The 20,140-nt window shown below is 40.9% G+C and carries 14 protein-coding genes; 10 read left to right on the top strand and 4 right to left on the bottom strand.

The window, feature by feature from the left end; translation table 11 throughout:
• Nucleotides 1-5 precede the first annotated feature (5 nt).
• Both B2O97_RS12855 and B2O97_RS12860 read left to right on the top strand, forming a co-directional pair.
• Nucleotides 6-362 carry a YraN family protein gene (locus B2O97_RS12855; RefSeq protein WP_046672699.1) on the top strand — a complete coding sequence of 119 codons (357 nt, stop codon included), beginning with the start codon at nucleotides 6-8 and terminating at the stop codon, nucleotides 360-362.
• 30 nt (nucleotides 363-392) lie between these two features.
• Nucleotides 393-1,421, top strand: a complete 1,029-nt coding sequence (locus tag B2O97_RS12860; RefSeq protein ID WP_070561373.1) for a glutaminyl-peptide cyclotransferase — start codon at nucleotides 393-395, stop codon at nucleotides 1,419-1,421.
• A 548-nt stretch (nucleotides 1,422-1,969) separates the two neighbouring features.
• Here the strand turns inward: B2O97_RS12860 and B2O97_RS12865 are convergent.
• Nucleotides 1,970-2,992 carry a Kelch repeat-containing protein gene (locus B2O97_RS12865; protein WP_046672697.1) on the bottom strand — a complete coding sequence of 341 codons (1,023 nt, stop codon included), beginning with the start codon at nucleotides 2,990-2,992 and terminating at the stop codon, nucleotides 1,970-1,972.
• 3 nt (nucleotides 2,993-2,995) lie between these two features.
• A complete protein-coding gene (locus B2O97_RS12870; RefSeq protein WP_070561369.1) occupies nucleotides 2,996-4,372 on the bottom strand; it encodes a DUF4270 family protein in 1,377 nt (458 codons plus the stop codon).
• 119 nt (nucleotides 4,373-4,491) lie between these two features.
• Here B2O97_RS12870 and B2O97_RS12875 point away from each other — a divergent pair, with 119 nt between their 5' ends.
• On the top strand, nucleotides 4,492-5,928 hold the full coding sequence (locus B2O97_RS12875; RefSeq protein ID WP_070561367.1) for a sensor histidine kinase: 1,437 nt from the start codon (nucleotides 4,492-4,494) through the stop codon (nucleotides 5,926-5,928).
• Between the two features lie 121 nt (nucleotides 5,929-6,049).
• On the top strand, nucleotides 6,050-6,724 hold the full coding sequence (locus B2O97_RS12880; RefSeq protein ID WP_070561365.1) for a response regulator transcription factor: 675 nt from the start codon (nucleotides 6,050-6,052) through the stop codon (nucleotides 6,722-6,724).
• Nucleotides 6,725-6,782: 58 nt separating this feature from the next.
• On the opposite strand, the gene B2O97_RS12885 is transcribed toward B2O97_RS12880, so the two are convergent.
• Nucleotides 6,783-9,524: an outer membrane beta-barrel protein gene (locus B2O97_RS12885; RefSeq protein WP_286767508.1), complete on the bottom strand. Its 2,742-nt coding sequence runs from the start codon at nucleotides 9,522-9,524 to the stop codon at nucleotides 6,783-6,785.
• A 218-nt stretch (nucleotides 9,525-9,742) separates the two neighbouring features.
• On the opposite strand from B2O97_RS12885, the gene B2O97_RS12890 reads away from it, so the two are divergent.
• Nucleotides 9,743-10,285, top strand: coding sequence for a TetR/AcrR family transcriptional regulator (locus B2O97_RS12890; protein ID WP_070561361.1), 543 nt, complete (start codon nucleotides 9,743-9,745; stop codon nucleotides 10,283-10,285).
• 305 nt (nucleotides 10,286-10,590) lie between these two features.
• Nucleotides 10,591-12,297 carry a glycoside hydrolase family 3 protein gene (locus tag B2O97_RS12895; protein WP_201640014.1) on the top strand — a complete coding sequence of 569 codons (1,707 nt, stop codon included), beginning with the start codon at nucleotides 10,591-10,593 and terminating at the stop codon, nucleotides 12,295-12,297.
• A 96-nt stretch (nucleotides 12,298-12,393) separates the two neighbouring features.
• Here the strand turns inward: B2O97_RS12895 and B2O97_RS12900 are convergent, their stop codons facing one another.
• Nucleotides 12,394-13,941 carry a glycoside hydrolase family 10 protein gene (locus B2O97_RS12900; RefSeq protein ID WP_070561357.1) on the bottom strand — a complete coding sequence of 516 codons (1,548 nt, stop codon included), beginning with the start codon at nucleotides 13,939-13,941 and terminating at the stop codon, nucleotides 12,394-12,396.
• A gap of 215 nt (nucleotides 13,942-14,156) precedes the next feature.
• Here B2O97_RS12900 and B2O97_RS12905 point away from each other — a divergent pair, with 215 nt between their 5' ends.
• From B2O97_RS12905 to B2O97_RS12920, 4 genes are all read left to right on the top strand, one after another.
• Entirely contained in the window at nucleotides 14,157-15,584 is a 1,428-nt protein-coding gene (locus B2O97_RS12905) for an L-serine ammonia-lyase (protein ID WP_201640015.1), read from the top strand.
• A 76-nt stretch (nucleotides 15,585-15,660) separates the two neighbouring features.
• Nucleotides 15,661-16,473 (top strand): MBL fold metallo-hydrolase, encoded by an 813-nt coding sequence (locus tag B2O97_RS12910; RefSeq protein ID WP_286767509.1) that lies wholly within the window; start codon nucleotides 15,661-15,663, stop codon nucleotides 16,471-16,473.
• Between the two features lie 389 nt (nucleotides 16,474-16,862).
• On the top strand, nucleotides 16,863-17,579 hold the full coding sequence (locus B2O97_RS12915; RefSeq protein ID WP_112375064.1) for a DUF4198 domain-containing protein: 717 nt from the start codon (nucleotides 16,863-16,865) through the stop codon (nucleotides 17,577-17,579).
• Between the two features lie 122 nt (nucleotides 17,580-17,701).
• A complete protein-coding gene (locus tag B2O97_RS12920) occupies nucleotides 17,702-20,119 on the top strand; it encodes a TonB-dependent siderophore receptor (protein ID WP_112375063.1) in 2,418 nt (805 codons plus the stop codon).
• The last annotated feature ends 21 nt before the right edge of the window (nucleotides 20,120-20,140 follow it).

The following is a 20,140-nucleotide window of genomic DNA, read 5'->3' on the forward strand; positions in this document are numbered from 1 at the left end:
TTGATATGGCAAAGCATCTTGAAACGGGCGAATGGGGCGAGCAAATGGCCATGGAATACCTCGTCAAGATAGGCTATAAAATAGTGTTAAGAAATTGGCGATTTAAGAATTTAGAAGTAGATTTGATTGTCGTGGACAAGGATACCTTGGTATTTGTTGAAGTAAAAACGCGGTCGGGAACGGATTTCGGCGAACCTTACGAATTTGTGGATCGCAAAAAACAGCGTCTACTGATTCGTGCAGCTCAGGCTTATATTCTTAAAACAGGTTATGTCGGTGAAGTCAGATTTGATGTTGTCGCAATAACAAAATCTCCCAAAACAGCACTCAATCATATCAAAGATGCGTTTTGGGATAGTTGAGGATACGTACTTATAAATAACTATACATAGATGAGAAAAATAACTTATTTTATGGCAATTGCAGCACTAGCTTTTGCTTCTTGTAAGTCAAAAAAATCAAGTTTGGAATTTGCCTCTCCTGGAGCAAATCAAGCTGTTTTAAAAGGTGCTCAGGTCCAATTGAAATTGAAATTTGAATCTGTATCAATGGACTCTGTGGCTTATTTTGTAGATGATAAACATGTAGGATCATCAACAGATACAACGGCAATTACGGTTGATACCAAAGACATGGCCTATGGTACACGTAATATTTCCGCCCTGGTATACAATGCTGGAAAACCCGATTCTGTTTCAAGTACATTTTATGTTGTACCTGAAAATGCGAAGAACTATGGTTTTGAGGTTGTCAACAAATACCCGCACGATACCACAGCTTTTACACAAGGGCTACAGTTTGCGGATGGTATTCTCTACGAATCCAATGGCCGTTATGGAGAGTCCAACTTGAGAAAGGTCGATCTAAAAACAGGCAAAGTACTACAGGAGATCAAATTTGATGAAAAGACTTTTGCCGAAGGAATGACATTGGTTGGTAATAAGTTATTTATGTTGACTTGGCAACAGGGAGAAGGATATGTCTTTGATAAAAATTCTTTTGTCAAGGAAAGTTCCTTTAAATATGAAAATAGCAAAGAAGGTTGGGGCTTGACCTACGATGGCCAGCATTTGATAAAGTCTGATGGATCCAATAAATTGTTCTTTTTAGATGCAACGACCGGTAAAGAGCTAAATGCTATCGGAGTTTACGATGAAGCTGGACCCGTGGATGAACTTAATGAACTGGAATATATAGACGACAAAGTCTACGCAAATGTCTATCAAAAGGATGTTATTGTTATTATAAATCCTCAAACAGGAGCGGTAGAAGGACGGATTAATCTTGTTGGTATCTATGAGCATACTTCCGCTTATGACAATGAATTGAATGGAATTGCTTACGATCAAGCTGGAAAACGTCTTTTTATCACAGGGAAGTTATGGAATACATTATTTGAGATCAAGACAGTTGAAAAATAAATGAACTTCAAGTCTTGATCCTTCTTCGTAAGGTCGACAGTATTGCAAGTTTGTGTAAAATTAGAAGGGGGTATCCAAAAGATTGGATACCCCCTTTTTCATGCAATTTTATACGTATTCCGCTGCCACATCATTTTAGAGATTCAATTCTCAACGGGTCTGATTTGGCTTTTTGAGCATTTTCTTTTTTATTGGCCCCATTCTTTTTTGAAGTATGGATGTTATCGTATGAGGCATGCAATTCAATCTTTTGTATAATGATGCCTCAAGGGCTGAGACAGATCGCTTTTAGAAGTGTATGGAGTGAATGAAACATTATGGCGAGCAGATCTCCGGGAGCGTGCCTCTCTAATAAAGAAGAGCAGAGTTTACCCGACATCAATATAGCTGATGGGTGTATGCTATTATTGTTGGCTGATTTCGCTAGAATAGGCAGTTATAAAAGGAAACTAAAAACCCCTTTGAACCAGTAGGAGCAAAATAGTTAAAGCAAAAAAAGGAATGAAGTTTGAAACTCCATTCCTTTTTTTATATTGATTTAATTTCGATTAATAAATCGGAGTAAACATCCAAGTATCGTCAAAACGAGATGAACCGTTAAGTCCAGTCGTGATGTAACCGTTGTTTCCTACAGCGAAACCAACAGCATCTTGGCGTGCTGAACCAGCGAAAGCGCCGTTATCATTTGTCCAGTAGTCACCAGAAATATTATATTTCCATGTACTATTGATTACTGCATTTTTGTAACCACCAACAACGAATGGTGTACCATTGATCGCGAACGCAGAGGCATTTGAACGAGTCAAATCGTACGTATATGAATTATCAGCTCTATTGATATCGTTCAATTTAGTCCATTTGCTACCATCAAATTTATAGAAATCTTTTGGGTAAGAACCGTTAGAAATACCACCACCTACATAGGCTACATTATTGACAACAAAAGAGAAAGCTGCTTTTCTTTTCGCTGAAAAAGGAGCATCACTAATTGCTTGCCAAGTATTAGCAGCAGGATCATATTTGTAAAACTCATTGGTATTTGTTGTTCCACCACTAACTACAGTTTCACCGGTTCCAACATAAGCCGCACCGTTTAAAGTAAAAGCTACTGCATTAGACAAAGCAATAGGAAGTGGAGCAATGCTTGACCAAGCACCTTTTCCGCCGTTAGCTGTAGGGTCAAATTTGTAGAAATCTGTTAGGTTGTTTGTTCCGTCATTTCCACCACCAACATAACCGACATTACCAATGGAAAAGCCGATGGCACCGTTTCTCTCAACACCTGTGAAAGGTGCTTTTTCAGCCCAAGTATCTGATGCTGCGTCATACGCATACGTGTCTTTCACGCGGAATGGTTTACCACCAGCGTTACTTGCTAGACCAGTAGTGACATATGCAACGTTATTTATCAAAAAGCTAGCAGCAGATGAAGTTTGTGGCCCTTTAAAAGCAGCTTTTGCAAACCATTCATCTGATTTGGTTGTGCTGTCGTCACTTTTTTTACAAGAAGAGATAGTTGTAACTGTAAATACAAAAGCTAATAAAACGAGTAGCCAATTTTTCTTGTTCATAAATTATTGAAATTTAGTATAAAGGATGTTTAATTTAATTTTCGGATCATTCTCATTATCTTTTGCCAATATTAACCTGTCTCCAGTTGAAAACAAACTCGATGTCGGTAAAGATAGATATAATGAAGTGTTTTTGTATGCTGTTGTTTTAATTTTTGTCAAATATTCAATCAGATTGAATGTATATTTTCCATTGGAACCAAAATCATCGCCAGGAACTAATGTAGGTGCTTGCACACTTCTAGAATCAGTCGCATAGGGTGTTAATAACATACTAATTGGGTTCCCGTTTGGACTGGCAATCATCAAAATTACATTCTTGGGTTGCGCAAAATTTGTTTTGGCTCCATTTTCTACCTCGATGATCAGTTCCGCTTTATTGATTGCAATGGATGGATTGTTCACCAATTCTAATAACGTTGGAAATTCAATTTTTGCTACAACACCAGTTGAGCCTTCTAAAAATACATTTCCATCAGTTTGTTGACTTGCAAGTTGCGGATTTTTTATGGTCATCGGCGCAAATTTTGTTGCAGAGCGATCTGCTTCAATTTGATTATACTGATAAGCCTTGTTATCAATGGAAAAATATTGTTTGCCAACGGATTTTGTTCCTTCATTATTCAGGAATGAATAATGGACCTGTAAAAATACAGTGTCTTTGAATCCAATAACTGCCGTATTGCTATTGTCAGGGACAAGTGCCAATCCTTTGAAATACTCTTGGAAACTTGTACTATTTTGAATTCGGTTATCATTATTTTTGATCATTGTAAACAACTCATTGCTAATGCTGTTGTTGAATCTAAAAAATAAGGAATCTGCCGATTGTATACGCGGTTTAAAGGAAAGTTGTGCCAGTGGGGTATTTTCATAGGCAAACTTTTGTTTACTGAATATCGCTGCTGAACTTACAAAAACAGGACGTTCATCAACAGGTTTGGTTAAATCAATCTGTGTTTGCGTAATTTCTTCTGTGACACGGTGTACTGCTATCTTTTGTACTTTCGTTGTATCACCGTAAAAATATTTGTTTGGCTTTAATACCAAGGTTACAGAATCCAAGGTAGCATCATCAGGTATAGAAGCATTACTTATCGTTCCTACTCCTAGGCGCATATAAGCTGTAGACTTCATGCTACCCGTAACAGCATTGCTATTCTTTCCTACGAGCATTGTTCCAGTAGCAGAAGTCGGAATATCGTCCAATTGATAAGTCGAAACTTTGGCGGAAACCGTATCAATTGGTACTAAACCGATTGTTTCATCTCTTGAACTATCCAATGAGAGCGAAATGTCTTTATTACAACCAACAAAAGCGGCCAATGTAAAAAGTGGAAGTAAAAGTTGAATACTACGTCTCTTAAAGTCTTTAATCATATTAATTTTTGAATAGTGCAAAAGTAATCAATGCGAACTGTTAATCAGTGTTATATTTTGTTAAATATGGTTAATTACCACAGCGATTGCAAATCTAGTAATTTAAATTTGTTTTAGTTATGGGTAGAAGATTTAAATTACTGATCAGTTTGATCGTTTTAATAGGGGCAGGAATTACTGTAGTGCTAGGCTTTTGGCTTTATGGAAGTTATACCAATCGTCGCGACCTGTTCCTTTCTACCGCAGAGCGTTCACTCTTCAATGCTGTTCAGGAGGCATACCAAGCGCGCAATGGTGATCGGAAGTTAGATGGCCCCGAGGCTGATCGGAATCGCCTCCTCCAAGATGTAAAACGAGAGCTTCTGGGCTTATTGCCAGCTGCTGAACTCGATAAGGCTTTACAACGTGTAAGCGCCGAACGACCTAAAAACGAGCGATTTGATCGCGAGATCCACAGTAGGCGGGAGAAAATGTTTCCCAAAGGCCGCGAAGGGCAAGGCGCAATTATCCCGCCCTTTCTGTTCCGGGACTTTGAGATGAACAAAGCTAATCTGGATTTGATCGAAAGGAAGTTTAAAGAATCCCTGAACAATAAGAGCATAGCAGTACCATTTGAAATGGCTATTGTCACGATTCCACACGATCAAATCAAAGATGTACGACGCAAATACCGCGAAGCAAATCTTGCTTGGACGAGACCCATGATGGTTAATCCCATAAAAAATGAATTTCTTGTTATCAAGTTTCAGGAGGATTGGAAGTATTTGCTGTATAGCTTAAGTTGGCAGCTGTTGATCTCACTGCTTTTGATTGGACTGCTGCTTGGGACATTCTTCTATTTGATGAAAACCATTCTCAACCAAAATAAGATGGCCGAGCTGCGTAAGAACTTTGTCGATAACATGACGCATGAACTAAAAACACCGGTTTCCACTGTGATGGCAGCTATAGAAGCGATACAGTTGTATGGTGTGCAGGATGACCGGGAAAAGATGAATCGTTATCTGAATATCTCCAAAAAAGAACTGGAGCATCTGTCCAATATGATTGAAAAAGTGCTTCAGATGGATATTGATGCAACGAGAGGGATTGTGCTGCAGCGTTCTGATTTTGATCTTGTCGCGATGGTGAAAGGAGCCATTGAAGTTGCGCAGCTGAATAAGTCCAAGCAAGTGGACTTTAAGCTCATTGCCGTTCCAAGTGAGATAAGGATCAATGGCGATGAAGCCCACTTAAAAAATGTGATCAATAATTTACTGGAAAACGCGATAAAATATGCTGGACAGCACGTTTATATCGAGGTAGAAGTGAAGGAAATGAAAGAAAATGTCCATATTCGTATTACAGATAATGGTAACGGAATATCCGCAGAATACCATAATCAAATCTTTGATATGTTCTTTCGGGTTCCTTCCGGTAATCTGCACGATGTGAAGGGTTTTGGCTTGGGGCTTGCTTATGTCAAGCAGGTTGTAAAAAGGCACGAGGGCAAGATCACAGTGGACAGTGAGCTGGAAAAAGGGAGTACCTTTAATATCCGATTACCTTACAAATAAAAAGCAATATTTATATTTCAGAAAGAAAATAGGGCCGTTTATCGGACAGTAATTAGGCTGATTTATGCTAAAGATTTCTTAGAAACAAAGCCGAAATATATTTTGATTGAATGACAACGCTATGATTGAAATTTTATATGTAGAAGATGAGCCAAGTCTTGGGATGATCGTTGCCGATAGCCTGGAGGCGAATGGATTTAATGTCACCCATTGTAGCAATGGTCATGAAGCCTTGGAAGCATTTACAGCAGCTCGGCCGGATATTTTGGTCGTAGATGTCATGATGCCCGTGATGGATGGCTTTACATTGGCAACAAAAATACGCGAATCAGACACGCAGATACCCATTATCTTCTTGACGGCCAAAGTGCAGACAGAGGATGTTGTAAAGGGATTTCGTTTGGGCGGAGACGATTACGTCAAAAAACCGTTTAAGATTGAAGAATTGGTTGTGCGGATAGAGTCCCTGTTAAAAAATAGCCCCAAAATGCTGTTCGGCCAAAAGCTGATGATAGGAGACTATAGCCTCGATAGCCTAAAACATCAGTTGACCTATCAAGGTGAGGTGCTTAAGCTGTCTTTCCGTGAAAGTGAGCTGCTGCGGAAGTTATACGAACAAAAAGATAAGGTCATCCCACGCGAGGATATCATGCGCGCCTATTGGAGTCATGATAAATATTTTACGGGACGAAGCTTGGATGTGTTTATCAGCCGGATACGAAAATACCTCAGTCAGGATGACCGCATCAAGATTACCAATGTCAGAGGAGTTGGCTATATGCTTACTGTTGATTGATTGATTGATTGATTGATTGATCGGAGTGTTCCACGTGGATTGGCGATGGTGGTGCATATTAACGACGGGTTTTCGCTTCTCCTTTTCCGCCAAGTCCCCGAATATGGTAGGTAAAACTTAATATGGCGTAGCGCGTTATTGCATTTGATTGGGATATACGTACCCAAAGATCATTGACCTGCTGATTGATGTTTTTATTGTCATTAAATAGATCAAATACCGTGAGATTGATCTCGGCATTCCTACGTTTGAACAATTTCTTGCCGATAGAGACATTCCACAACAAACTTGTCGTACTTGGTGAATTCAGGATGCTGCCATTGTAAAGGTAGTTAAACGTTGAATTGAGTGTCCAAGTTTTTAATAAAGTCAATGCAATGGAATTACCAATGGTATGTTTATAGACCGAATAATTCGATTTTTCGCTGGCTGAGTTCTTGGAGAAGGCGATGTTTCCATTGTAATCCAGTCCGATGATGACATCCTTACTGAATGCCGTGTTTACACCGACCCGTTGACTCAGGCCGTACGTTTGCGCATTGACCTTTTCGAGATTCAATAAGGTGTAATTCTGGTTGAAATAGAGGTTATTGTTTAGGTTGAAGTTAAGTTTCCATGGTTCAAGGCGGTATCCAAGGCTATTTTGCCATTTGAGATTATAGACCCCATTGAAATTTTCGGGCCTGATGTATTGCCCACCAGGCCCGAGTATAACTTCCGCTGCGATCGTAAATGCTGAATCTGTGGTGAAAATGGTATTGGAGATTTTATGTTCAATAAAATCTGCTGTAATGTCAGAGGTGAAACTTCTGCCCGAGCCTTTATTGATCGATCTAAATTGTACCACAAGGTTATGGTCATATTCTTGCTTAAGATCCGGATTTCCCGAGCTAATGCGTAGTGGATTTTGATTGTCTATAAAATCTTGCAATTGCTCGATGGAAGGGGTATTTGTCTTTGCATTATACCGAAACTCGACCCGAGTATCCTTATTGAAATTATATTGGAAGTTGAGGTTAGGTAGTAGGCTATTGAAGCGGCTTTTTGTGGTCAGTATATTCGGAAACAATTTATCATTGACCTGTGAAGCCGTCTGATAATCTAAACCAATCTGAAATCTTATGCTATCCTTTTTGTTAAATAAGTAGGAAACCCCACCACTATGGTAAACAAAATCATTCCGGAATTCATTGGAAAGACGATTTTTTAATTCCCCTAGCTGGCCTGTTTCGGCTAGAAATTCATAGGTCCTGCGGTCCGAATAGCGTGCCGTATTCCGAAAAGTATAATTCCCTTGCAACCGGGAATACTTACCGAGCATCTCGGTATAGGCTATCTTTGAGCGAAAGCCGTTATTGTCACCCATGGTATAGTTCCTATTGTTGACGGTGTCGACCCGGCTGAATAAGCCCTCTTTATAATAAGAGTTTAGTGCAAAATTTTCCGCATGACTCTTGTTGCTGTTAAATGAGCCATTGAAATTAAAACTGATCGTGCGCCCAGGTTTGTTGAGTCTCCGCATGTAAGTGAGGTCTCCGCTCCAGTTGAAGTTTTCTCCAAAGCTCTTATTCCTGCGGTCGGAACTATTCAGCATTTCTGCTAGATTTAACAAGGTATTGCCTGTGGAACTTGTATTCCTATCGTTACTTTGATAGGAGAAATTAGGCTGAAAGTCCAGTTTCTGAATCGAATCTATCTTCCAGTTTGCGCGGATAGATAAAGCATGATTGTTGCCGTAAGTACTGTTTAATTGATCTTGATTGTTGATTTGGTTGGCCCGGTTACCTGCCGTATATTCTGTTTTATTTTGGCTGACGATGTTATTGTCCGTATAGTTGTAGGTATAATTCGCATTGAAGTCCATGCGGTCATCGAAAAAGCGATCCAAGTAGTTGAAACCGGCGTTAAAGCGCGTCGTCACCCCTTGTCCGGTACGTCCTCTGGTGTTTCCGCGGGTCGCAAAACCATTGGGCTGATTAACATTGTTGGTATTGATGTCAATTGAATATTGCCGTTTGGGGTTCATTTTGGTTACCTGTGTATTGACGGCATATTTTCGGTCGGGACCCGCACCTCCGGAGAGCTTGCCAAAATAGGATTTTCTTTTATCAGGCTTGGTGACAATATTGATCACTTTCATGCGTTTTCCATCGTCAAAACCACTAAACTTGGCCTGCTCGGTTTTGTCATCGATAATTTGGATCTTGGCGATAACATCGGCCGGAAGGTTTTTTAGGGCAATCTTAGGATCGGTGCTAAAAAACTCCCGACCATCAATAATAATCTTATTGACAGGCTCGCCCTGCGCTTTTACATTGCCATCTTCATCAATTTCAACACCAGGAATCTGTTTGACCAATTCGTCAGCATCTGCAAAATCCTGCGTGATATATTTCTTGGTGTCAAACTCCAGCGTATCTCCTTTAACCTGTATACTGCTCGAAGAAATGTTAATTTCATCCAGTACAATCTCGGCATTAGTGAGTTTAAACATTAAATCGATTGTTTGCCCGATTAGTTTTACACGCCGAAGATCCATGCTGTATCCCATCGGCTGTGTACTGACCAAATAATCTCCGTTGGGAAGTGTACTGCTGCTGAATCTGCCCAAAATGTCTGTCGGAACCTGGACTTTACTGGAATCTTTTACCGCTATAATGGTGATGCTTGCACCTCTGATAGGCTGCGAAGTCGTATTGTCAAGCAGCTTGCCCGTAATATACTGTTGGGCTTGCCCGTTTTTCCCCAATAGCGATAAGCAGATAGAAAAGAACAAAATGGTCCAAAGTTTGATCTTCATCGGTCGAGGTGCAAATGTGTTTTAATGTGTTGTTGACGGTTATATAATTTTATTTCCCAAAAATATGGCACTATTTGTTACGAATTATTATCATTTTAGTTACAATAACCCCAAGTGAATGGAAAGATTAGATATATTTGCAGTAGAATTATAAAATCAACTGAACAAGTCCGTATAACGATCGAGTGATATGCGGATATAGATTAAAAAAATAAAAGATGAAAGAAAGTGTTTTGAGTAGAAAAGAGCGTATTATGAAAGAAGCCTTGTTGCTTTTTTCAGATCAAGGCTATACGAATACCTCTACCAAAACGATTGCCCAAAATGCAGGAGTTTCCGAAGCATTAATCTTTAAACATTTTGGGAATAAAGACGCACTGTTGGTTTATTTGATTAAATCAGGTTATCGTAAGGTTCTTACGCACCACCGCGGAATGATGACCTATCGTGAACCAAAGGAATTTCTGCGCACAATGATCAATCTACCCAATAAATTGGTTACCGCGGAACCCTTATTTTGGAAATTGCAGGAGCGTTTGTCTCATCACCCCTTTTCCAAACAACAGCACGAGCAGTTTATGAAGCCTGTGCAGCCCATTATCCATCGTGCTTTTGAAGATCTGAACTATGAAAATCCAGATCTCGAAACACAATTTCTCTTGTTGATTATCGACAAGCTGTGGAAAAAGGAAGCGATAGGTGAATTGGAAAATGTGATGGAGTTGACGCTGTTTCTAGAGAAAAAATATAACCTGATTTAGCTTAAAAAGCTGAATTATAGTCTTTTCTAAACATCTATTCCTTGATAAAGTTCTTTCGTGCTTATCAAACCGATAATTGAATTGTAATCGTTGGATGGCAGTTGTATTCCGGCGCTGTTATTTTTCTATATATAAAGTGTTAGTATTGCTCCCACCAATTGACATGCGGTATATTTCAGCTCTGCACCTTACGAATTGCTGTTTTATGCGTGTTTATATGAAATTGTTGCAAAAACAATTTCATATTGTCCAAAATAATAACGTCCTTAGTATTTCTATTTTAAATACATTATACAAACTAATTTATGTTCAAAAAACTCGGTCTGGGAATATTGGCATTAGTCGGCACAATTTCTTTTTTGAAAGCTCAGGACAAAAAAGATTTTGTGAAATACATCAACTCCCAGCATGCATGGGTCGATGCGGTATTCAATACGTTGACGCCAAAAGAAAAAGTTGCACAGTTATTTTTGGTTAGGGCACACACCAATTTAGGACAGAAATATATTGACTCCGTAGCTCAGGTTATACAGGACCAACATTTGGGCGGTCTCGTTGTTTTTCAGGGCGGTCCTGTCCGCCATGTTGATATGTTCAATCGGTATCAATCCCTGTCCAAGGTCCCATTGATGGTGACATTTGATGGCGAGTGGGGATTAGGCATGCGTATGCCAGATTCTACTTTGTCGTTCCCTTATCAGATGACTTTAGGGGCCGTTCAGGATAATCAGCTGATTTATCGCATGGGACGTGAGGTTGCTTTAGACTTCCAACGTATAGGTATGCATTTCAATTTTGCCCCTGATGTGGATATCAACAATAACCCTAAAAATCCCGTTATCGGTATCCGCTCCTTCGGTGATAATAAATATAATGTAACCCAGAAAGCTAAAGCGTATATGGACGGTATGGTGGATGGTGGTATCCTGGCTTCCATTAAACACTTCCCGGGGCATGGCGATACAGATGTGGATTCTCATTATGATCTGCCGCAACTACCTTTCGACAAAAAACGTTTGGATACCCTGGAGTTGTATCCGTTCAAAGAGCTTATTAAAGCCGGTGCACCTGCTGTTATGGTGGCCCACATGAATATTCCGAGTTTAGATGACACGCCTAATATGCCATCTTCCATCTCTAAAAAGGTTGTAACCGATCTTTTGCGTAATGAACTTGGCTTTAAAGGACTAACAGTTACTGATGCAATGGACATGAAAGGTGTAAAGAAGTTTTTTCCAAATGGAGAAGCCGACGTACAGGCGATTATCGCAGGGCATGATTTACTTGAAGTGTCGGAGAATAGCAAGCGTGCGATCGATTTGATTGTAAAAGCTATTGAAGAAGGACGTATCGCGCAGGCCGATATTGATGCGCGGGTAAAACGAGTGCTTGCCGCTAAGCTCTGGCTTGGTTTAGATAAATATCAGGCAACTGTACAACAGAATCTATACCATGATTTACATCGTGCTTCAGCTGTTCAACTCATTGACGAACTGTCCGATGCAGCGATCACCGCTTTGAACTCGATAGAAAAATTAAAATCCTTCAAAAAGGATTTACCTACGGCTATTATCAACATTGGTATTACAGCCAATCAGACCTTCCAAAATGAATTGGCTAGTGCACTCACAAATGAAACACAATATTTCATCACGGATAGCACAAGTAAAGATGATATCAAACGTCTTACCAAAGAAATCAAGAAGAACAAACAATTTATTATTGCCGTACACGATACGAGACTTCGTCCACGTCCGACCATGGTATTAAATAAAGATGTTCAGGGCCTGATGAAGAAATTTGCAAAAAAATCAATCCTGACTTTATTTACCAATGCCTATGCTGTGGATGGATTTGAAGCATCCAAAAAAGCAAAAACAATTTTGCTGGCCTATCAAAATGATGCTTTCATGCAGAAAGCGGCAGTGAAAACTATTTTAGGGCAAAATACGCCGAAAGGAAAACTCCCTGTTACGATAAACAAAAAATTTAAATACGGACAGGGGAAATAAAGCATTATAAAATCACACCAACACGGTACCTCTTCCAAAAATGGCCCTCCTGCAATTGCAAAGCCATTTCGGAAGGGGTATTTTTTTTAGCAGCACTTAAATCTCTTCATGGGCGGACCTGCTATCGGATGGCTTACTTTCATTTTTCATACGGTCAATCGCCGTCACGACATATTTATACTTTTGATGCTGTTTGATATCGTCATCGGTATATTGAAGCTTATCCCCATCAAAGGTGATAAAAATGATTTTTCCAGGGTCTTTAATGTTTACTTTTTCATCGAGGTTGAAGCGATAGATCACATAGCCATAAGCCGACTCCCCATCATTGGCCACATCGGGTTTTTGCCAAAATAAGGTGTTCATTTTACCATTGGCCGAATTTTTCACCAGAAGACCGAAGGGGGCATTGGGTGGGATACTATCTAACCAAGGCATTGTAGGGGGTAAAGCCGGTGTACGGTACAGGTCATTTCGCATGGAATCCTGCAATCCAACAAGATTGTCCGTAAGTGATTTGGAACTGAAATAAATACTTCCCTCCACATCGTGCTCCTCCCTTAAGTGGCGTACCTGTCTGGGGATCTGACTACGGTCTGTCCAGCCGATTTTATTTTCGGTAACACGATAAGCTCCATGCCCGACATAAAAGTGACGGCCATAGGTGTGTTTCTGCCACCAGTCAACCAAGATCTCATAGGCTGCTGCGCGATTTTTGAATGGAAAGTAGATCTGTGGATTGATATAATCGATCCAACCTTCCTGCATCCATTTGACACCGTCAGCATACAGTTCCCGGTAAGCGCTCAGACCACGGGTATCTGATCCGGCACTGTTATTTTCTTTGTTGTCCCATACCCCACAAGGACTAATGCCATATTTGACATATGGTTTTATCTTTTTGATGGCAACACCAAGATCGTGCACCAGTACGTTGACATTGTTGCGTCGCCAGTCGTCAATTTTCTCGATCCCATTATTATATTGACCAAAGGTAATCTGATCCGGTACCGGTGTATTTCTGCTATCGGGATAGGGGTAAAAATAATCATCGAAATGAATGCCATCTACATCGTAGTTTTTGACCACATCCATGATGACATCAATAATATATTTGCGAACTTCCGGAATACCGGGGTTGAAAAGCTTCTTGCCAGCATAGGTGAAGAACCATTCCGGGTGGCGCTTAGTAATATGCTCATCCGAAAAATGGGCCGGATTTAATGTTGTCGAAGCACGATACGGATTGAACCAGGCATGGAGTTCCATTCCTCTCTTGTGGGCCTCGGTGATGGCAAACTCCAAGGGGTCATAAAATGGCGAAGGTGGTAATCCCTGTTTTCCGGTTAGATATCTACTCCATGGTTCTCTGCCCTTCGCGTAAAATGCGTCGGCAGCCGGACGTACCTGCAAAATAATGGCATTCAGTCCCGCGCTGCGGTGCTGGTCCAGTAAATCAATAAACTCCTGTTTTTGCTGTGCGACATTATTGCCTGCTTTGACAGAAGGCCAGTCTATATTACCTATGGTTGCAACCCACACGCCACGAAACTCCCGCTTAGGTAGTTGCTGGGAATACGTTCTAATCGAAAATAAACAGATAACAATGGTAAAAAAAGAATATAAATATGTTTTTCCCGTCATTCTATAAATTATAGCCAACAAAGATAGGGAAGCATTTCTTACTTTTTCCCTAAAAAATGTAAGATGTTTGTTGGATACTTGTTAAAAGAACCTGAGCTTGGTTTTCAAATTGATAATAATGCAAATACAAGTAACATTATACTTTATTTGTGCTAATTTAGATGCGGTTTTCACAAAAGCAATGGCTTGATCGGCTGACCGCAATAAAAAAGATTATGAGCAAAGAACAAATATCCGTTTTTGACATGTTTAAGATTGGTATAGGACCCTCGAGTTCGCATACCTTGGGCCCTTGGCGTGCAGCCCAGCAATTTACAGCTGTTCTCAAGTCAAAAGGTGTCTTACATGAAGTCGAACAAGTCAAAATCCTACTGTACGGTTCTTTGGCTAAAACCGGCGCTGGACATGGTACCGATATTGCTGTGCTCCTGGGACTAAGTGGAGATGATCCGGTTACCTTTGATGTCAATAGCGTGATGCCCAAAGTGGAGCATATTAAGACAGTCGGCGAACTGGAAGTCGCTGGCGAACGGACGATTCCTTTTTCCTATCCGGAAGACCTCTTGTTTCTATATGCGGAAAGTTTACCTTTTCACCCCAACGCAGTGACCTTTCAGGCATTCCTATCCAATGGTAAGGCAATGACCGAAACCTATTATTCGATAGGGGGTGGTTTTGTGGTGCAGGAAAATGATACTGAAGGTGTTTTGTCTGAAGTGGACCTTCCGTTTCCTGTCGATACTGCACAGGAACTCTTGCATTGGACGATGAAAACGGGTCTGAAAATCTCGGAGCTGGTCCTTGAAAATGAATGTGCATGGCGTGAAGAAAGTGAAACCGTGGCAGGCGTTTTGAATATTTATAAAACAATACATGAATGTATCTACCGCGGCTGTCATACTGGCGGGACATTACCTGGGGGCTTAAATGTCGAACGTAGAGCAGCCAAGCTAAACAAGAAGTTAATGCAGGGACGAAGTTATCAAGATTATGAGTCCTGGGTAGCGGCCATTCGCGAGGGCGGCCAAAACTTTCAATATATTCTGGATTGGGTAAGTTGTTTTGCACTTGCCGTAAATGAGGAGAACGCCTCTTTCGGACGTGTGGTTACAGCTCCTACCAATGGGGCCTCAGGCGTTATCCCAGCGGTGTTGCAATATTACATTACTTTCCACGACGGAATGCTTGAAAATAAAATTATCCAATTTATTCTTACCGCATCCGAGATCGGATCGATATTTAAGAAAAATGCAACCATTTCAGCCGCAATGGGCGGTTGTCAGGCCGAGATTGGCGTTTCATCAGCGATGGCAGCCGGGGCGCTGACAGAAGTGCTGGGCGGATCACAGCGCCAGGTGCTGATGGCTGCCGAGATTGCCATGGAACATCACCTCGGATTGACATGCGATCCAATCGGTGGACTGGTACAAATTCCATGCATCGAACGTAACACAATGGGAGCCATCAAGGCAATTACTGCTGCACAATTGGCACTGCAATCGAATCCGGATAAAGCAAAAGTAAGTTTGGATACGGTGGTTAAAACTATGTGGGAGACTGCTTTGGATATGAATGCCAAATATAAGGAAACAGCAGACGGTGGATTGGCCGTCAATATTCCATTGAGTTTGCCGGAATGTTAATGACTGCCGAAGTTTTCTCGTTTTTCGTATCTTTGACGCGGTAAAATAGATTTATTCTTATAAATAGCGTAAACGAATGAAATATTGTGCAATCGCCTCCGGAAGTAATGGGAACTGTTATTATGTCGCTAAAGATGATTCTGCTATCCTGATAGATGCTGGAATCAACAGCAAGCATATGCACCTGCGGATGTACAACCTGGGTATTTTACCGACTCAGATCAAAGCAATTTTCATTACCCATGAACATTCTGATCATATTAGGGGCCTATCTGTATTTGCCAAAAAATATAATTTACCGGTTTATATTACCAAGGGGAGTTACGATGGTACCCGTTTGCATCTTCCATCCCATTTGGTCCATATCATTTCTCCTAATCAGGTTGTTGAAATTGGAGGGCTTAAGGTGTATGGTATTCCCAAATATCACGATGCCAAAGAACCCTGCAGCTTTCTTGTCTCAGATGGAACATACAATATCGGTGTCCTGACAGATATTGGACGACCTTGCGAAAATGTGCAGCATGTTATTCAACATTCGGATGTTTTGCTCCTGGAATCAAATTATGACGAGGAGATGTTGCGTACAGGACGCTATTCGTATTTCCTGAAAAATCGGATCAGCAGTGGTTGGGGACACTTGTCAAATCGTGTTGCCGTCGAACTGTTTAACGCCTACAAAACCGACCGTCTTAAACATCTTATCCTCACTCACCTCTCCGGCGAAAATAATACCGTCGATCTGGTACAGCAAACTTTCGAACCACATTGCGAACGTATCCAGCTACATGTCGCGACACGTTACCAGGAAACAGAATTATTCGACCTGAAACTTGTGCTGGAAAACCATGTGGCATCTTTTTCAATCCTTTCCGCACTCTCTTCCTAACTAACAACGCTCTTTTTGTTCGCTGTATTTCTTCAGTTAAAGCGTAAGAATACTGTAAAATGAAAAAATTAGTTGTTTTAAAAAGATTTCCTGTTATATTTGCTTTGTTTTTAATCAGTCTAAATAATATCTTTTATACTTATTTGGACAACAAGAAACAAAAAACACCATGTAATAGACGGCAATCTATCACATGGCGTTAATCTACATACAGCGGCAACTGCATGTAGATGACTGAAACAGCACGCTGTGTCAGTTACTCCCGATATACGATATGGAAGAACTTGCAAGATAACGAATTTTATTATTTTATTCGTTGTTAAGCATATGCAAAACCTGCAAATTCTCCCATAATAAGTTGAAGAAAACTAAACATCAATCAACATATTATGAAAATTTTAATTTCATTTTTTACATTCCTTACGGTATTACTGTGTAGTCATACTAGTCATGCCCATGCCCTTTGGATTGAATCATCTTCTTATGGAACGTTAAACCAATCCCATGAAGTCAAGGTATATTACGGCGAGTTTGCAACGAATGAAAGAGATCAGGTCGACAAATGGTACTCCGACATGAAGGACTTCTCATTAATGTTGCATGTCCCGGGACAGGAACCCGTCAAGCTTCAATTGACGAATCAAGGCGATCACTTTAGCGGTTCATTCCAACCTACAGCAGCCGGAACCTATTTCCTATCCATTGTTAAAGCACCTAAAGATCTAGGCGGTAAAACGAAATATGAATTTTCTTCCTTAGTGCCTGTTATCGTAGGAAAGTCTGCAACACTCGATTATAAAAATGTAAAAAGCCCATTGCAAATAGAGTTGCTTGGTGCGGCTAACGCAAAAAAGGGGCAACGTATACAAGCAAAGATCACCAGCTTCGGCAAAGCTGTTCCACAGGCCAAAGTTTCTGTTTTTTCGACTACCGGTTGGGGAAAAGAGTTTGTTGCGGACGAGCATGGCATCCTGACATTTGACGCAATATGGGCTGGTCCATACGTCTTGGAAGCAAGTACGTTTGCTGAAACTGCAGGTGAACATGAAGGGAAAGCCTATGCTTCGACATGGCAGGGAAGTACGACTTTCATTACTGTCAAATAACCGCAGCTACAGCGCAGACAGCATAAGGGTCTAATCTGAAACGATGGCAACACCAATGGGTCCTTACAAAAAAAATATCTAAGAAAAATCTACTATAATAAAACATCTACCATACTACATTCATGAATAAAACTTTATCCTTTTTGGCTATTCCTATGATTAGTTCGGTCTTTTCTGTTGCACAAGCACAGACGAACAAAGTCATTGAAGGAATTCTTATCAATGAAAAATCCGAACCTATCACAGGAGCGACAGTAAAATTAACTAATACAGGTGTGACCACCAGCACAGATAGTGAGGGGCATTTCGCTTTTCATAAGCTTTCATCCAAAACCTACCATATCGAGATTAAAGCGATCGGTTACGGTAAGCATACGATGGAAGTGAACGTAACAGATGAGACGGCAAACCTTGGTCCCATTATCTTAAAGGACCAATCGCAAGCTATTGACGAAGTTGCGGTTTATGGTAAATACTATGAGCATTATAAGTTTGACAGTATCTCCGGATCGTTACGCCTTAAAACACCAATCCTAGAGCTGCCTCAAAATATACAGGTTATTTCTTCCGATTTAATGGCAGATCAACAGGTTTTCGACATTGTTGATGGTATTACGCGTAATGTTAGTGGCGCAACACGTCAGGGCCATTGGGACAACCAATATGCCAATATCCGTATGCGTGGCTCTAAGATCCCTGCATTCCGTAATGGGATGAACATTGAAGCTTCTTGGGGGCCTACAGCCGAAGATGCAAGTATGATCGAACGGATCGAATTTGTAAAAGGACCAGCCGGTTTTATGCTTGCCAATGGCGAACCTGGCGGCTTTTATAATGTGGTAACAAAAAAACCTACCGGTAATACCAAGGGGTCTGTTACCCTGAATACAGGGAGCTTCAGTACCTATCGCGCTGCCGTTGACTTGGATGGTAAATTGCGCAAAGATGGCAAACTGCTTTACCGTCTGAATGTGGCCGGACAACAAAAAGATTTTTTTACAAAATATAATTACAGTAACCGTCTTGTTATAGCGCCAGTGGTTACCTATAAAGTAGATTCTTTGACGAACTTAACATTTGAATACACCTACCAAGGGTCTACCTACCTATCAAATGGTAATTATACGTTCTCACCCAAAGGATTTGCCGATCCGGGTATTGCCAATGACTTCTTCTATGGTGATCCCTCCATGGAGCCCGGAAAGCTAAAAGACCATAGTGCCTATATTTACCTGGATCGCAAACTAAACGAAAACTGGAAATTGCATGCACAGATGGCCTATTTCAATTTTGATATGAAAGCCACCAGTACATGGCTGAATTACATGAAAGCCAATGGCGATATGCCACGTTATTACAGTATTGCCGACGAACATGGTGAAAATAGTTTTGGTCAGGTTTCTTTAAACGGAGAAGAATATACCGGAAGCGTTCGTCATCGGATTTTGGTGGGAGCCGACTATGGTAATAAGAAGTTCTGGGGCGATTTTAGAACGATTTTAGATTCGATTCCTTCAGCTCCGCTCAACGTCTATGATCCTAAATACGGTATTCCAGGCAGTGTATTCCCTACGCTGGATCGTTCGCAGAGTGTAAAGGTCCGTGCGGGCGGTAGCAACTACGTGACTTCAACAAACTATATGTCATTCTACGCGCACGATGAATTGGCGTTCCTGGAAGAGAAATTGCGTTTATCGCTTGGCTTACGCTATACAATTAATGAGACCATAGGAAAAACGTCTGTAGCTGACAGAACCGATAAAGCATTTACGCCGAGGGTAGGGTTGAGCTATTCGATCGATAAATCCATGAGTGTATATGGCTTGTTTGATCAATCTTTTGTTCCTGTCGCTGGTACCGACTGGGAAGGTAATGCTTTCAAACCAATACGCGGAAATGATTTAGAAGCAGGTGTTAAGAAAGAGTGGATGGGTGGAAAATGGATCTCCACGTTAAGTGCCTACACTATTGCCCGTAAAAATGCGCTGGTAGCTGACCCCGATCCGAGTCACGTCGTTAATGGTGTGTCATTCCAGACCCAATTGGGAGAAACCAGAAGCAAGGGTATCGAATTTGATGTCACCGGTGAAATTATTAAGGGGCTGAATGTGAATGCAAATTATGCCTTGACAGATTCGAAGATCTCCAAAGATACCAAAGAAGAAAATATAGGTAATATCACTCCGAATACGGCCAAACATACAGCCAATGCATTTGTATCCTATCGTATTCAGGATGGGAAAGTGCGTGGACTTGGCTTTATGGGAAGTGTTCAGGGAATGTTTGACCGTGCAGTTGGGACAACAAAAGAAAGTAATTTCAAGAATTATCTGCGTACCGATGCAGGCATCAGCTATCAAAAAGGGAAGTATGCCATTTCGGTCGTAATCAATAATGTGTTGGACAACCGCAAATTGCTGACTGCTGGATCGATCTCCAAAGCAAGTGCGGCCGTTCAGAAGCTCGGTGGTGTGGATTATTATTCCTATATCGTCGAAGCCAGACGTAACTTCCGCATGGGAGTGACCTATAAATTTTAACGGACCGATCCAGATAAATTA

The sequence above is a fragment of the Sphingobacterium sp. UBA865 genome, from assembly GCF_002295765.1.
GTDB classification, from domain to species: domain Bacteria; phylum Bacteroidota; class Bacteroidia; order Sphingobacteriales; family Sphingobacteriaceae; genus Sphingobacterium; species Sphingobacterium multivorum.